The sequence below is a fragment of the Blautia sp. JLR.GB0024 genome, from assembly GCF_037000545.1.
GTDB lineage: Bacteria > Bacillota > Clostridia > Lachnospirales > Lachnospiraceae > Blautia > Blautia celeris.
The window spans coordinates 212,436-226,886 of the sequence record NZ_JBANBF010000004.1; the positions used below are offsets into that span (position 1 = coordinate 212,436).

Annotated in this window: 12 protein-coding genes; 7 read left to right on the forward strand and 5 right to left on the reverse strand. The window is 49.8% G+C overall.

Annotation, left to right across the window (positions count from 1 at the left end; translation table 11 throughout):
* The first annotated feature begins 38 nt into the window (after positions 1-38).
* On the forward strand, positions 39-707 hold the full coding sequence (locus V8Q34_RS11825) for an HAD family hydrolase (RefSeq protein ID WP_033139013.1): 669 nt from the start codon (positions 39-41) through the stop codon (positions 705-707).
* Between the two features lie 20 nt (positions 708-727).
* On the opposite strand, the gene V8Q34_RS11830 is transcribed toward V8Q34_RS11825, so the two are convergent.
* Entirely contained in the window at positions 728-1,813 is a 1,086-nt protein-coding gene (locus V8Q34_RS11830) for a CdaR family transcriptional regulator (protein WP_227209841.1), read from the reverse strand.
* 169 nt (positions 1,814-1,982) lie between these two features.
* Between V8Q34_RS11830 and V8Q34_RS11835 the strand changes: the two genes are divergently transcribed.
* Together V8Q34_RS11835 and V8Q34_RS11840 are read left to right on the forward strand one after the other, a co-directional pair.
* Entirely contained in the window at positions 1,983-3,125 is a 1,143-nt protein-coding gene (locus V8Q34_RS11835) for a glycerate kinase family protein (RefSeq protein ID WP_335835499.1), read from the forward strand.
* A 104-nt stretch (positions 3,126-3,229) separates the two neighbouring features.
* Positions 3,230-3,916, forward strand: coding sequence for a FadR/GntR family transcriptional regulator (locus V8Q34_RS11840; RefSeq protein ID WP_148393206.1), 687 nt, complete (start codon positions 3,230-3,232; stop codon positions 3,914-3,916).
* 52 nt (positions 3,917-3,968) lie between these two features.
* Here V8Q34_RS11840 and V8Q34_RS11845 read toward each other — a convergent pair whose 3' ends face one another.
* Positions 3,969-7,115, reverse strand: coding sequence for an AAA family ATPase (locus V8Q34_RS11845; protein ID WP_335835500.1), 3,147 nt, complete (start codon positions 7,113-7,115; stop codon positions 3,969-3,971).
* Between the two features lie 172 nt (positions 7,116-7,287).
* Between V8Q34_RS11845 and V8Q34_RS11850 the strand changes: the two genes are divergently transcribed.
* The 4 genes from V8Q34_RS11850 to nhaC are packed head-to-tail and all read left to right on the forward strand — an operon-like array spanning position 7,288 to position 12,351.
* Entirely contained in the window at positions 7,288-9,555 is a 2,268-nt protein-coding gene (locus V8Q34_RS11850) for a xanthine dehydrogenase family protein molybdopterin-binding subunit (RefSeq protein WP_335835501.1), read from the forward strand.
* Entirely contained in the window at positions 9,552-10,025 is a 474-nt protein-coding gene (locus V8Q34_RS11855) for a (2Fe-2S)-binding protein (protein ID WP_148393203.1), read from the forward strand. Before V8Q34_RS11850 ends, V8Q34_RS11855 begins: the two co-directional genes overlap by 4 nt.
* A complete protein-coding gene (locus V8Q34_RS11860; protein WP_148393202.1) occupies positions 10,022-10,930 on the forward strand; it encodes an FAD binding domain-containing protein in 909 nt (302 codons plus the stop codon). The genes V8Q34_RS11855 and V8Q34_RS11860 overlap by 4 nt, the downstream gene beginning before the upstream one ends.
* Complete coding sequence (nhaC, locus tag V8Q34_RS11865; RefSeq protein ID WP_335835502.1) at positions 10,927-12,351, forward strand: Na+/H+ antiporter NhaC; 1,425 nt, start codon at positions 10,927-10,929, stop codon at positions 12,349-12,351. The genes V8Q34_RS11860 and nhaC overlap by 4 nt, the downstream gene beginning before the upstream one ends.
* 89 nt (positions 12,352-12,440) lie before the next feature.
* Here nhaC and V8Q34_RS11870 read toward each other — a convergent pair whose 3' ends face one another.
* The 3 genes from V8Q34_RS11870 to V8Q34_RS11880 form a co-directional block, all read right to left on the reverse strand.
* Positions 12,441-13,040, reverse strand: coding sequence for a DUF1062 domain-containing protein (locus V8Q34_RS11870; protein ID WP_335835503.1), 600 nt, complete (start codon positions 13,038-13,040; stop codon positions 12,441-12,443).
* A 277-nt stretch (positions 13,041-13,317) separates the two neighbouring features.
* Positions 13,318-13,590 carry a CD3324 family protein gene (locus tag V8Q34_RS11875; protein ID WP_033139018.1) on the reverse strand — a complete coding sequence of 91 codons (273 nt, stop codon included), beginning with the start codon at positions 13,588-13,590 and terminating at the stop codon, positions 13,318-13,320.
* 193 nt (positions 13,591-13,783) lie between these two features.
* Positions 13,784-14,179, reverse strand: a complete 396-nt coding sequence (locus tag V8Q34_RS11880) for an acetylxylan esterase (RefSeq protein ID WP_227209834.1) — start codon at positions 14,177-14,179, stop codon at positions 13,784-13,786.
* Between the last annotated feature and the right edge of the window lie 272 nt (positions 14,180-14,451).

Consider the following 14,451-nt stretch of genomic DNA (forward strand, 5'->3'; position numbering starts at 1 on the left):
CTGCAGGCGTGAATTTATGAAAGGCAGGAAACAGATAGATGATAAAGGCAGTATTTTTGGATTACACGGGCACTATCATTGAGGAGGGCGGTCCGGACGGCATGGAGATGCTGAAGCGGTGCTACAGAAACAGTGATATGGAGAGTATGGAGGCAATGCTGGCCTACTGGTGGAAGCTGATCAAGAATTTTGAAGCCGTCAGTTATAAAGACAGCTATATCACAGAGGATGAGATCGTGGACCGGGCACTGGAGGAGTGTGCCCGGAAAATACATCTCAAAGAGAATTTTGAGGAGCTGCACAGGCTTTGCCAGCGGTTTTGGATGTATGCGCCGGCATTTCCCGATTCGGCAGAGTTCTTTGAAAAATGCAGGGTACCCATCTATGTGATCAGCAACAATGGCCTTTCCTATGTGGAGGAAGGCATGCGGGACAAGGATCTGCACCCTGCCGGTATCATCTGCGGGGATATGGTGAGGGCATATAAGCCCCACCGGGAAATCTTCCAAAAAGCTCTGGAGGTGAGCGGCCTTGGCCCGGAGGAGGTCATCCATATCGGGGATTCTGTCACCTCAGACGTTGCGGGAGCGGCAGCGGCGGGGATCACGGCTTTGCTGCTTGACAGAAAGGGTGATAAGACCTGTGAGGGGGTCACTGTGATCCACTCACTTACGGAAGCCATTCCTTTGTTAGAAAACCAAGCGTGAGAAAGTCAAATGTGAGAAGATCAGGACAGCTTCAGGGCCAGATACAGGACCGTGGCATCGCGGAATCTTCTGGGGTTCAGGCCGCATTTTTTGTAAATGCGGTCTAATTTATATTGGAGCGTGTTCTTATGAAGAAACAGTCTGCTGCTGGTGTGCCCCAGAGACATATCCTCCTCAAAATAGGCTGACAGCAGGGAAATATCCTCTGCGTCCAGCGCGTCCAGGGTCTTTCTGAGGTATTCCGCCCGGCAGCCCTCGTCCACGGAGGCCAGGACAAGTTCCAGAGTAAGGTCGTCAAAGACCGCATAATGCCGGATATCGGAGGATGCAATGCTTTTCATCGCGGCAGTTCCCGTATGGCCGGACTCTGAGAGCTGGAAAATGGGACAGCTTTTGCCAACGGCTATTTTCAGCAGCCCTTTCTGGGAGACGGCAAATTCTTCCAGGATGGGGGAGATCACAGGAAACCTGCGGCTGTCCGCCACAGCCAGGTATTCACTGGGAAAGTTGAAGGTGTAAAGCGTGATGTCGGTGCGGGTAAACAGCCGTTGTATTTTCTGCTCCGCCTCCGCGGTATTCATAGGAGACCTGCCGGAGTGGATATGGATCTGCAGCAGTCGGTACCTGCCGTTTCGGCTGATCTTAAAATGTTCCAGGGTATCCAGCAGATAAGCCCGGGACAGGTTCTCCCGGTTGATCAGAGAGTGGATGACATAGTGCATCTTCTCCGCCTGGGTGCGGCTGAAGGTGTTAAGCTCCCTCTCCCGGATCAGAAGAACGGTGATACGTTCCGCCAGATAGGCATACTTGCGCACCTGGTCCGGAGGCCCGCTGATGCCGATGACTGCCACCAGGGAGCCGTTATGAAAGATGGGCAGGTTGACACCCTTCTGGGTTCCGGCAAACTGGCTGTCCGTATCTGCCTCCAGCATTTCTCCTTTTTCAGCGGCCTGTTTTCCGATTTCATGAAAACTTCCGATTCTCTTTTCATCTGTGCTGGCATAGATGATACCTGTATGGTCAATAAAATTTACATTTTGTCCGCACACGTCTTTTACGGTCGCTACGATCTGCTGCGCCAGTTTTTTATCAATAGGATTGTCCATAGGAGATTTCCCCTTTCGTGCTAAAATGAATCTGGATAAAGTATAACAGGGTATTGGTATAAATACCATAAATTTAAAGAAAAGATTAAAAAAATTATTATATAAAACATTTTCGGAAAACCGAGTTTTTGGTATATTAGAAAAAAAGAGATACGGGAGGAAGAAAGATATGAGAGTAGTGACAGCCATTGATTCACTGAAGGGAAGTCTGTCGTCTATGGAGGCGGGCAGTGCTGTACGGGAAGGGATTCTCCGGGCGTGTGCGGAGGCTGAAGTGGAAGTCCGGCCTCTGGCGGACGGCGGCGAGGGCACCGTGGAGGCGCTGGTGGGCGGTATGAACGGAGAGATTCAGCGCGTTACCGTTACAGGTCCCCTCGGAAAGCCGGTAACATGTGAATACGGTATCATTATGGATACAAAGACAGCCATTGTTGAGATGTCAGGGGCAGCGGGCATCACACTGCTTGCGCCGAAGGAGAGAAATCCCCTCCACACCACCACTTACGGTGTGGGAGAAGTGATAAGGGATGCCATTGAAAAGGGCTGCAGAAGATTTATTGTGGGCATTGGGGGCAGTGCCACCAACGACGGCGGCATTGGCATGCTGCAGGCTCTGGGCTTCGATTTCCTGAATGCCGCGGGAGAACAGGTGAGATACGGGGCAGAGGGGCTTTCGGAACTGGTCTCTGTAAGTGCAGACCATGTGATTCCGGGACTGGCAGAGTGTGAGTTCAAGGTTGCCTGTGATGTGACAAATGTACTGTGCGGAGAGCAGGGCAGCAGTGCGGTGTACGGGCCGCAGAAGGGGGCTACGCCATCTATGATCATCCAGATGGATGAATGGCTGGGCAGATACGCGTCACTGGCGCAGAAGAGTTTTCCGAAAGCAGACCCCATGTACCCGGGAACCGGAGCAGCAGGAGGGCTTGGATTCGCATTCCTTACCTTTACCAATGCGGTTCTGGAGTCCGGCATCCGCATTGTTCTGGAGGAGACCAGGCTGGAGGACTATGTAAAAGAGGCAGACCTGGTCATCACCGGAGAGGGCAGGCTGGACGGACAGACCGCCATGGGAAAAGCTCCTGTGGGCGTGGCGGAGCTTGCAAAGAAATACGGAAAACCTGTCATTGCCTTTGCCGGGAGTGTGACAAAGGATGCACGGGCCTGCAATGAAAAAGGGATAGACGCGTTCTTCCCTATTCTGCGGGGTGTCACCACACTGGATGAGGCCATGGACCCGCAAAATGCCAGGGCAAATATGGCAGATACGGCGGAACAGGTCTTCCGGCTGATACATGCTTTCCGTGGGTAAGGGCGTGTAATTCCCACATCTGAAATATCCCGCGGTTGTACGATGGGGCATGACATGGTAGAATGTATAAAGAAAATACGCGTACAGAAGCAGGGAGAACGAAAATGGCACAGAAAAGGCTGTCAGACAGGGTAGCGGATACCATCCTGTCCATGATTGTGGTGGATAAAAAGTTTAAACCGGGGGATAAGCTTCCCAATGAAAATGAATTTTCAGAGATACTGCAGGTGAGCCGCACCACGCTGCGCGAGGCATTCCGCATACTGGCAGCAGGCCGGGTGGTGGAGATCCGGCGCGGAAGGGGCACGTATGTCAGAGAAGATTTTGCGGACCCCTCCATGGATGCTTTGTCTGATCTGACAGCAGCCAGAGTGGATGCAGGAGATCTGTATGAGATGCGTCTGATCTTCGAGCCGGAGGCTGCCTACTATGCGGCAAGACGGGCTACAGACAGGGAACTGGAACGGATTCTGGAGCTGGGGGAGCAGATAGAGGAGCTGATATTGGAGGGCAGGGACAGAAGGGCAGTGGAGCAGGAATTTCACAAGGCCATTGCCAGAGCCACTCATAATGAGTTCATGAACCGTCTTATGCCTATCCTTTTTTCTGCCATTGACAAGGGCGTGACACTTTCCAGGGAGAAGCGTGAGGCGGAGGAAAATACAGTTTCGGACCACAGGATGCTTATGCAGTTTCTGCAGAGCAGAAATGCAGAGGGCGCCAGGTATGCCATGAAGATCCATATGATGCATGCCATCGAACAGCTTGATATTCCCAAGGACAGGCCTTGATACGTGAAAAAGAAGTCTGCCAATCAGAATCGGATCTGATTGGCAGGCTTTTTTAATTTTCTGAAATTTTTTCCGCGACCGCATCCAGATATTGTTCATCCACGGGGGAATATACATCCCTGAGCATACGGCACGCCTCATGGTAATAATATGCCGCGTCCGCGGGCAGTGCATTTTGTACAGATATGTCGTTATCACAAGCCGAATAGATGCCGGCTTTTATTTGCGCGTAAATACGGTATATGATTCCCATTTCATAAGGATTTTCCAGTTTTTCCGCATAGCCGAGCGCTGTCTTCAGGTGCGCCAGGGCTTCACTGCACGCTCCTTTTTCCAAAAGTATCCGGGAATAATAGGAATAAGGAAGGCTGCGCCCCCACATAAGGTTTCCCTGTTCGTAGCGCGCGATGGACTCTGTCAGATATTTTTCGGCAGAGCAGAGGCTGCCGTTGTCGCATGCTGCCATGCCCGCGTAGGCGTAGAAGACAGATACGCCGCTGACCAGGAAGTTGCTTCCACTGATCTTCAGGGCTTTTTCATAATACTCCATGGCCTTTTCATACTCCATGGAATGCCGGAATGCCTCCCCAATCCAGGAATAGGCGGCAGCCAGATTGTACAGATGCTCGTCCCTGGCAGGAGAATTGCTGAAGATTGCAATGGCTTCCTGCAGATGGGAAATCCCTTTCTTAAGACTGCCTTTCATAATATCGCCCAGGCCCTGCAGCCGCTTCCAGATAGCCACCTCATCCGTGAAATCTGTGTGTGCCAGAAGCTGCAGGGATTCGGATACGATTTCTTCCATTTTATCGGGCTCATATCGGTTGATGTATACGCAGATCAACTGGCGGTTCGCCTGCAGAAGCTTGGTGAGCTGAAAGGGGGTGGGGGTTTGCCGGTTCAGTTCCTTTAATTTGAAAATGTAGGACAGGCCTTTCTCATAGCTGCATATCCGTATATAATGCCGTCCTATCATGTGCAGATAATCGGACAGGATCTCAAGCTGTTCCTCCCTGGAATTCTCCCCGTCAAACAATTCAAAAGAAGATTCATTTACCTTGTTCTCCACCGTGTACAGCAGATCCTCAATGCTGCTAAGATCCGCTGACAGGCGGTCACTTGTCTCCTCCCTCATATCCAGTGTGAACAGGGTCAGGTTATGACCGATGATCGGAAAGAATTCGTGGGTCACATTCAGGTAATTGTATAGATATTTGACCGCATATTTCAGATACTTCTGCCGGTTGGCCCCTCTCTCAAAGTGAAAGATCAGCTTGGGATACAGTGCCATATCGGCAGGGCCTCCCAGGAGGCGGCCCTCTAAATAATGGCCAGCTTTATTATGGAGGATTCTCTTTTTCGTCCATGACATTTCGTCGTATACATACTCCATGATCTTCTGATGGGAGAAGGAGAAAAAGGTGTTTTCCTGGTCCATATCCTCTTTCAGCAGATCCTTGTTCAGAAGATATTCAAGAATTTCCACCAGCTCATAGTCTTCCTTCCGGGAGAGGACCGAGAGGCAGTCATAGGATACCCCGTCAAAAAATATGGACACAAGATTCAGAATCTGACGGTATTCCGGGGGTACGGGAGCCACACGCTGCTTGATGATATTGCGCATATTTGGGGTGATATCATCAGGGGAGCCGTGATATTTTATGGTGTTGACAGCCTCTGTGATAAAAAGCGCGTTGCCCTCTGTCTCATGAAATAACTGTTCTTTCACACTGTCTGTGAAAGCATATCCGGGCAGCAGACAGGAGGCAAGGGATATGGTGTCCCGGTAGTCAAAGCGGTTCACAGCGATGTATTCCAATTGGCCGATGGAACACATATCCTCGGCAAAACGTTCCGCATCTCCCTCCAGACCGCTGCGGGCAGCGAACAGGAAAAGGAGGTTCTGCCGGCTGTAGTCCTTCAGGCTGGTGATGATATCCCTCATGAGGGAAAGACTCACTTTATCCGCCCACTGTATGTCGTCAAAAAAGAAAACAAGAGGCACGCAGCAGGACAGACGGATCAGGCCATTGACAAAGATACTCTGTATGCTTTTGTAATCCAGGGTGGAGATGTCATCAGCGTCCGGCATGGGATGACACTGCTCCTGAGTGAAGGGGAATAGTGCCTGTATGCTCTGTACAAGAGACATATGCTGCGCCGCATTCCCCGTGTCTGTGAGATACTGCAGGAGCTCCCGCACAGGTTTCTGCCATGGTTTTAATATGTATTTTTCCTCCGCACAGTAGCAGCGGGAGGTGAGCAGAAGGGTATCTGCCGGCAGGTTTTGGGCGGATAGTGCCTGATTTGCCAGCCGCGTTTTTCCGACCCCGGCTTCGCCCAGAAGCAGCATGTGCCGTACCGGATCATCCTGACCGAGAGAGGACAGGTTCTTTTCCATACGCTCCAGTTCTGCTTCCCTTCCACAGAAGACAGAGGAAATATGTCTGGGGGATTTCAGTTCTTTTTTGCCCTCCAGAATCTTGTTCACTTCCTCGTTCCAGGTCTGCTCGATGGCAAGGGCCAGGTCCTGTATTTCTTTTGCGGGAGTTTCAAAAAGCTCTTGTTCCAGCAGGGATTCCAGACAGTTATAGATGTGCAGGGCCTGGGTGTATTCCTTTCTGGACATATAGATCTGCATCAGGTATTTGTAGGCAGTTTCATCGAATTCGTTTATCTGCATCTGTTTTTGGCAGAGGGACTCACAAAGCTCAAAATTTCCGGAGTCATAGTGCCGGGAGATGGCGCGGTGCAGTTTTTTCAGGTAATGGGCCTTGAAGACCTGCCGGGTGTTGGTTACCCACTCATTGAAGGATACATTATTTTTCAGGTAAAAGCCCTCCAGGAAATCACCTCTGTATAGTCCTGTATTGTCTTCATCCTTCAGAAACAGGTCTGTGTCCAGCATCGGAAAAAGGGCCGGATTGATCCTGATGATATCCCCGGATTCTTTTACCAGAAAGTCCTTCCCGAGATTCTTCCGGATGATATAAAAGGCATTTCTCAGATTGGAGTTCGTCTTCTCCTCCGAACATTTATCCTCCCATATAAGGTCAGCAAGGGTATATTTATTCACTGCTTTGTTCAGAAAAAGGTAATACAGAATGGCTTCTGCCTGCCGATAGGGAAAAACAAGGGGAGACCCGTCCAGCAGGATGGAAGGGCTGCCCAGCATGGATACCGCCAGTTGCTGACTCATAAAATACCTCCTGTCAAAAGCTTTACTATCATGTTATTCCTTATTATAAATTAGGCGTCAAAAGATTACAATTAAAATAATTTTTTTTGACACTTCTTTTTTGATATTTTTTTGATACGGTGCCTGTATGCTTGAAAAAATAAAATCCGAGAGGCAGTAAACGGTGGAAAAAATGGAAAAATACAAAGTAATTGGAAAGGAATTGTCAAATGACCAGGCTTACGGCAAGGTGACCGGGCGGGTCAGATACTGCAGTGACATGCAGTCTTTGGGTATGCTCCATATGCGGCTGAAGGCAGGGACGGTTGCCCACGGGATCATCCGCCGGGTGGATGCAGAAAAAGCGCTGGCACTTCCGGGGGTGGCGGCAGTGTACTCCTGTGAAAACACCCCGGATATCTGTTACGACAGGGGCAGAGTGGAAGCCTGGGAAAACGTACCTAACCAGGAAAAGCTCTTTGACAGGCATGTCCGCTTTCTGGGTGAAAGGGTGGCGGCAGTTGTGGCGGATTCGGAGGAGACGGCAGCAAAAGCATGTGAGCTGATCACAGTGGAATACGAGGAACTTCCGGCAGCCATATCTGTGGAGGAGGCAGCAGCTTTGGAGGCACTGCCCCTGCACGGGGATGGAAATGTCTATGAGGTCCCTTCCTTTGAATACGGGGACTTTGAGACAGCCCGGGGAGAGTTCTTCCATGAGAGCAGATCCCATATCGGAAGAATGACGCATCTGGCTATGGAGACACAGTCCTGCAGGGCTGCGTATGATGCCTCGTCGGACAAGCTCACCATATGGTCGGGCTGCCAGTCCGTGTTTGGCGTCAGAAGCACAGTGGCGCAGTATCTGGGGATGCCCTACGCAAGAGTACGTGTGATCAAGGCGCCCATGGGCGGGTCCTTTGGAGTCAGACAGGAGACACTGCTGGAGCCGCTGACCGCGTATGCTGCCAGAATGCTGGAGGCAGATGTAAAGCTGGTGTATACAAGAGAAGAGCAGATTGTGAATACCATGATGAAGCATAGCCTGGACGGAACCGTGAAGAGCAGGATCAGAAAGGACGGAACCATAGAGGGGCTGTCCATGTCCTGTACCCTGGATGCCGGCGCATACCTTACGGTATCCAGGGGGTATGCGTCCACCATTGGGGAGAAGATAGCAAAGGTGTACCGTATGCCAAACATACATTTTGACGCCCGGGTGGTCTGTACCAATACTCCGATAAACGGAAGTTTCCGAAGCTGGGGATCATGTGAGGAGGCACTGCTCTTAGAGAACCACTGGAATATGGTGTGCAGGGAGATGGGAATGGACCCTGTGGAATTCAGGCTGAAGAACATCCTTTATCCCTATGAGACAGAAGCGGTACATAAGATTCCGGTGGGAAATGTCCATTTCCAGGAGTGTCTGTTAAAAGGGCGGGAGGTCTTTTGCTGGGAAGAAAGGAAAGAAGCCTGTAAAAAAAGAAACAGGGAACAGAGAAGATACCGATACGGAATCGGTATGGCGCTGGCATCCCACACCAGCTCCTTTTATCCTTACAGGGTGGATGTGGCGTCAGCAGCCGCCAGAATCCAGGAGGACGGCAGCCTGATCATCCATGTGGGAATCCATGACCACGGCTGCGGAACTGTGATGGCTATGAAGAAGATCGCGTCCGAAATCATGGAGATCGGTCTGGAGAAGATTGAGCTGAACGAGGCGGATACACAGAACAGCCTTTACGATTACGGCTGTTACGCCAGCAGGACAGTATATTCCCTGGGGCAGTCTGTGAAGCAGTGCTGTGAGCACATTTTGGAAATGGCAAGGGAGACGGCAGCGGCAGCCCTTGGATGCAGCAAAAGCTTTCTTCGCTACCGGGCAGGTGAGTTTTTTAAGGAGATGGAGGAGACCGTGCGGATATCTCTGCCGGAAGTCATCCGGTATTCCATTCAGACCATGGGACAGGATATCTACTATGCCAATACCACCAATGCCGGAGAAAATCCCGGCGTGGCAGCAGCTCATTTTACAGAGGTACAGGTGGACACCTATACGGGCATGACGAAGATTATGCACTGCCTGTCTGTACATGATATTGGCAAAGCCATCAATCCTGACCTCTGCAGAGGGCAGATTGGAAGCGGTATTCAGCAGGGAATGGGAATGGCGCTCTGCGAGGAGATCAAAATACATCCGGTGACAGGGCAGACACTCATAACGAATTTTAAGAATTATGAGGTGGCCAATGCCTGTGACCTGCCTGACTACCAGACTCTGCTGATTGAAGAGCCTGAGAACAGCGGCCCGTTTGGGGCGAAATCCATAGGGGAAGTTGTGGTAGTGCCTGTGGCGCCTGCCATTGTGGCAGCGGTCAACGATGCGCTGGGAACAAATCTGACCAGGCTTCCCCTGACACCTGCGGTCATTCTGGAAGCATTGGAGGGAAAAACAGTATGAGATTGAATTTTGTATTAAATGGAGAGCAGAAGACCATGGAGGTTCCGGGGGAAAAACGGCTTCTGGATTTTATCAGGGAGGATCTGCATCTGACCGGCACCAAGGAAGGGTGCGGGGAGGGGGAGTGCGGTGCCTGCACTGTGGTCTTAAACGGACAGGCCATCCATTCCTGCCTTGCTGTTGCCGGACAGTTGGAGGACAGCGAGCTGCTGACCATTGAAGGACTGGAAAAGAACGGTGAGCTGGATGCCATCCAGAAGGCTTTTATCAAAAAAAGTGCTGTTCAATGCGGATTCTGCACCAGCGGCATGGTAATGTCCGCCAAGGCGCTTCTTCTTCATAATCCCAACCCCACTCAGGAGGAGATAAACCGTGCCATTGCCGGAAATATCTGCAGATGTTCCGGGTACCGGGAAATACGGGAGGCCATTCATGAGGCGGCCGCCAGCGGGAACGGAGGTGCAGTATGAGCACAGAGTATTTACAGCCCAAAAGCTGGGGTGAGCTGAAAGAGGATCTGCAGAGACTGACGGAAAAGTCTGTGATCCTGGCCGGCGGTACAGACTTGATGCCGAAAATCAGGTCAGGAAAAAAGGAGCCGGATCTGTATTTAAGCCTTTGCAGGATGGAAGAACTGAAAGCCATAGAAAGGCAGGGCGAATGGCTGAAAATCGGTGCCATGGCTGCCCATACCCAGGCTTCGGAAGATCCCTTTATCAGGAAATATTTTACTGCGCTTGCCATGGCCTGCAGTCAGGTAGGATCCCAGCAGATACGCAACAAGGGAACGCTGGGCGGCAGTCTGGCAAATGCCTCACCTGCCGGTGACATTATACCCTGTATCTTCCTGTACGGAGGGAAGATAGAGATCCTGGGAGAAAACGGAATTCGCAGTGTGGATGCGGAATCTTTTCTTTTGGAAAACGGGTGCACGTTACTGGGCAGAAATGAGCTTATAACGTCCATTCTGCTTCCCCTGGAGGAGGAAAGAAAAAGTTGTTTTGTAAAACTGGGAAGCCGAAGAGAGGTCACAATCGCGCAGATTTCCCTGTGCATTTCCTGGAAAGAGGAGGATAATGAAAAGAAGGACATGAAAGGCTTCATTGGGGCGGTGGATATAAGGCCCGTGGAGTTTGAAAAGGCATATCTTCTCGGAGAAAATTCAGAGGAAAGCAGGGAGGAGGCCGCTGCGTGGCTGGCTGATAAAATAAGAGGCATAAGAAGCAACAGGACCAGGGAATCAAAATTAAAGATAACAGAGGCGGAAAAGCTGTACAAGGAAAGAGCGGTAAAAGGAATCGTTTTTGATGCGGCAGATTGGATAGAGAGAGAAAGCACATTCCATACAGGGAAAAAAGGAGAAGGAAAATTATGAGTGGCGGGAAAAAAGAACGGCAGAAAAATATGACATTTTCTAAATCAGTGTTTGTGTTTGCATTTGTAGTTGCGGCACTTCTGACAGTGACAACCGGTCTTGGGGGGCCTGCCCATGTGGCAATGCTCATCGCGGCCATTGTGGCTGGAATCGTGGCTGTGAGTTCAGGATATTCCTGGGATGAACTGCAGGAAGGTATCGGGGATACCATTAAGGCGGCTGTACCGGCGATTCTGATTCTTCTGGCAATTGGTGTTATCATCGGCGTCTGGCTGCTGGGAGGAATCGTGCCCACCATGATCTACTACGGACTGAAAATCTTATCCCCGTCGGTTTTTCTGCTGGCAAGCTGCCTGATCTGTGCGGTGATTGCTACTGCCACAGGAAGCTCTTGGTCCACAGTGGGGACCATCGGTGTGGCGCTGATGGGAATCGGCAGCGGGCTGGGTGTGCCCGCGGGTATGACAGCAGGTGCCATTATATCAGGAGCGTATTTTGGTGACAAGATGTCCCCTCTGTCCGATACTACCAATCTGGCGCCTGCCATGGCAGGGACGGATATCTTTACCCATATCCGCCATATGATCTACACCACAGGGCCGAGCTTTATTATCGCACTTATCCTGTACGGAATCATAGGTATCAAATTCGCGGGGAATAATTTTGATTCCTCCCTGGTGGAGCTGTATACCTCAACGTTGAAAGATATTTTCTATGTCTCTCCAATCATGCTGATACCGCCTGTGCTGGTCATTATCATGGTAATCAAAAAGATACCGGCGCTGCCTGGGCTGATCGCAGTGGCATTTCTGGGATGTGTGTTTGCATTGGTTTTCCAGGGGGCTGACCTGCAGTCCGTGATTTCCTCCGCCTTCTCCGGATTTTCCATTGAGACAGGAGTGGCAGAGGTGGACAAACTGCTGAATCGGGGCGGCATGACCAGTATGATGGAGATCATCTGCCTCATTCTCATTTCACTTTCCTTTGCAGGTATCGTGGAAAAGAGCGGTATGGTGAATACAGTTATTGAGCGGGCGCTGAAGAATGCCAGGAAGGATTCCACAGTCATAACGGCAACCCTTTTATCCACAATTTTCACCAATTTTGCCACTGGCGTGCAGTATGTGGCGCTGATTATTCCGGGGAGGATGTTCAAGGATATTTACAAAGAAAGAGGACTGCATCCAAAGAATCTGTCAAGGGCTTTGGAGGATACAGGAACCCTGTGTGCGCCCTTTGTTCCATGGGGGACGGATGCCGCGTTTCTTTCAGGGGTCCTTGGGGTGACAACGGGGATTTATGCACCGTTCTGTTTCCTGAATCTTATCAATCCCATTGTGTCTCTGATCTGTGCGCAGACGGGTTGGACCATTGAGAAGATGGAGAAAGATACGGCTTCGGCAACAGAAAATGCAGGATGAATGATTCAGGGTACTGGAAAGAAATAAGAATACGGCAGGGAATGTCTTTTGTCAGGACATTCTCTGCCGTTTCATTATTTTGTCAGGTATCAGAGGTCCATATCCAGAAGGACAGTCAGACTGCGGGGGAGATGAATCTTTTCCAGATTCTCATCACTGCTGCCGCGCAGCAGGCCCTCTGTAAACAGGCGTTTGATCTTGGAACGGGAGACAGAAAGCTGCTCGGCCAGAAATTTATCAGTTCTGATTTTCAGGTCATGCGGATTCTGGATATGGATCATCCGGCAGTTTTCGGTCGGATTTTGCCGGGAGACAGAGGGAAATGCCTCTTTTTTGGAGACGGTGTAAGAGACAGAATCCTCCCTCACAACAGCCCGGTTTTTCTCAAATATTTTCTTGTCAGTGCCGATTTTCAGGGCAAGGCTGCTGTTGTTTTCCTGGAATTTCTGATACAGATCCCGGGGCAGTTTTTGAGGGCTGATGCGCTCAAAAACAGTCAGATTGTAGGTGGATCTGCACTTTTCGCACTGGTAGATCAGCCAGATATCCACACATTTTCCATTGGCGTTGATGCGGAAATCCCCGGTACTTTGAAACAGGGATTTTGTGCCGCATTTCGGACAGTTTCTGATGATTTTATAGGAGGAGGCAGGGAGTATGGCCCAGGTCTCCTCTTTTAAATAGCTCATATGCATATTCCTTTCGCGTTTTATCAGGTCAGGATCTGCAAAGGCTATTTCAATATGAAATTGTTAATATGCAATAGCCTCTGCTATGCATTTTTCTTGGGTTCCAGCATGGTAGTTCCTCCTTTTTACGATATGGGGTTATTATAACGGGAGGATGCGGGGGAGTGCTACCTTAAACTTTTTTCCAAAAGAAAATGAGCAGATACCCATTGGGAAATATGGTATCTGCTCAAGAGGAAACTATTTGCAACTGACATTGTCTGCTTAATAGTTACAACTATTTTCTTTTTTCCTGTAATAAGATCCTCTGTACGCTTTTCAGGGACAGACAGTATTTATCTGCCAGCCGGACGGGGTCCGCGCCATTTTGATAATCACGGAACAGCCTGGTATTGCGGGCGGCGATTTCCTGCCGGATTCCTGTAGTGTCCCCCCAGGAACGCCTGTTTTCCGTCTTTCTGGGAATATAAATACTCTCTCCCTCCACGTACTGCTGTATTATTTCAAGCAGTTCTTTGGGAAGAATCTTATCAGCCTTTTTGTAGCTCATCCTGTCCTCCTTGATTTTTAAAATTCCAGGATTCACAAAGGCTATTTTATATTTGATGAGTATCCGCAATAGCCTTTGCTACGCGGACATAACATATCGTTTCATAAAAAATGCCTCCTTTTATTGTTCGAAAAAATTATTTTGATTTTCTGGTTTGATTATACTGTATGTGGAGGCATTTGTATAGGAAAAGTTAAAGCAATTCGGTCATAAACTGCATCATTTTGTCCTGAAAACCAGGAAAGGGTTCATGGCCATATTCCGGATATATAATCATTTTTTTGTCGGAAGTAAGGGCATTGTAAGCTGCAAACTGGGTGGAAGGCGGGCATGCCTTATCTTCCAGTCCAATTCCCCATAAAACATCTGCCTTTACCCAGGGAGCCAGGTTTCTGATGTCAATATACTGCAGTTGTCTGAAAAAATCCTGCTCCTGCTCGTGGCAGGGGTCCAGGATACGGAAGTAGTCCCACAGTTCCAAATAAGCACCCTGGCATTCCTGGTGACAGCAGGCACCCTGGTAATCCGATAAAAAGGGGCTGCACGGAGCCGCTTTTTTGGATGGAAAACATGCCGCCCTGAAATTCATGTTTTGTATTTTCCAGGGATAATGTACCCTCTCCGTAATAGCAGTATCCTATTTCCATGTGATTGTGAAAATGAAGGTAATCCACCTCCACACCATAGCACTGTTTTAAATTTTTACCTGTCAGCGGAAGCATATGGCTGTCCGCCGGTATTTTGTAATATCTGAACTCCATTTTGGGCTTTTTCTTCTTCATCTGCACCATTCCTTTTTACGTGACCTGAGGTATGTTTTTTATATTGTACCAAGTCGCTGGCGCGACGGCCAGCCCCAAG

Excerpts from the sequence above, each read along its gene's own strand:
- V8Q34_RS11875 (WP_033139018.1), bottom strand. The coding sequence starts at position 13,590 with ATGAGCTACAAAAAGGCTGATAAGATTCTTCCCAAAGAACTGCTTGAA.
- V8Q34_RS11825 (WP_033139013.1), top strand. The coding sequence starts at position 39 with ATGATAAAGGCAGTATTTTTGGATTACACGGGCACTATCATTGAGGAG.
- V8Q34_RS11880 (WP_227209834.1), bottom strand. The coding sequence starts at position 14,179 with ATGAATTTCAGGGCGGCATGTTTTCCATCCAAAAAAGCGGCTCCGTGC.
- V8Q34_RS11845 (WP_335835500.1), bottom strand. The coding sequence starts at position 7,115 with ATGAGTCAGCAACTGGCGGTATCCATGCTGGGCAGCCCTTCCATCCTG.
- V8Q34_RS11830 (WP_227209841.1), bottom strand. The coding sequence starts at position 1,813 with ATGGACAATCCTATTGATAAAAAACTGGCGCAGCAGATCGTAGCGACC.
- V8Q34_RS11850 (WP_335835501.1), top strand. The coding sequence starts at position 7,288 with ATGGAAAAATACAAAGTAATTGGAAAGGAATTGTCAAATGACCAGGCT.
- V8Q34_RS11835 (WP_335835499.1), top strand. The coding sequence starts at position 1,983 with ATGAGAGTAGTGACAGCCATTGATTCACTGAAGGGAAGTCTGTCGTCT.
- V8Q34_RS11840 (WP_148393206.1), top strand. The coding sequence starts at position 3,230 with ATGGCACAGAAAAGGCTGTCAGACAGGGTAGCGGATACCATCCTGTCC.
- nhaC (WP_335835502.1), top strand. The coding sequence starts at position 10,927 with ATGAGTGGCGGGAAAAAAGAACGGCAGAAAAATATGACATTTTCTAAA.
- V8Q34_RS11860 (WP_148393202.1), top strand. The coding sequence starts at position 10,022 with ATGAGCACAGAGTATTTACAGCCCAAAAGCTGGGGTGAGCTGAAAGAG.
- V8Q34_RS11870 (WP_335835503.1), bottom strand. The coding sequence starts at position 13,040 with ATGAGCTATTTAAAAGAGGAGACCTGGGCCATACTCCCTGCCTCCTCC.
- V8Q34_RS11855 (WP_148393203.1), top strand. The coding sequence starts at position 9,552 with ATGAGATTGAATTTTGTATTAAATGGAGAGCAGAAGACCATGGAGGTT.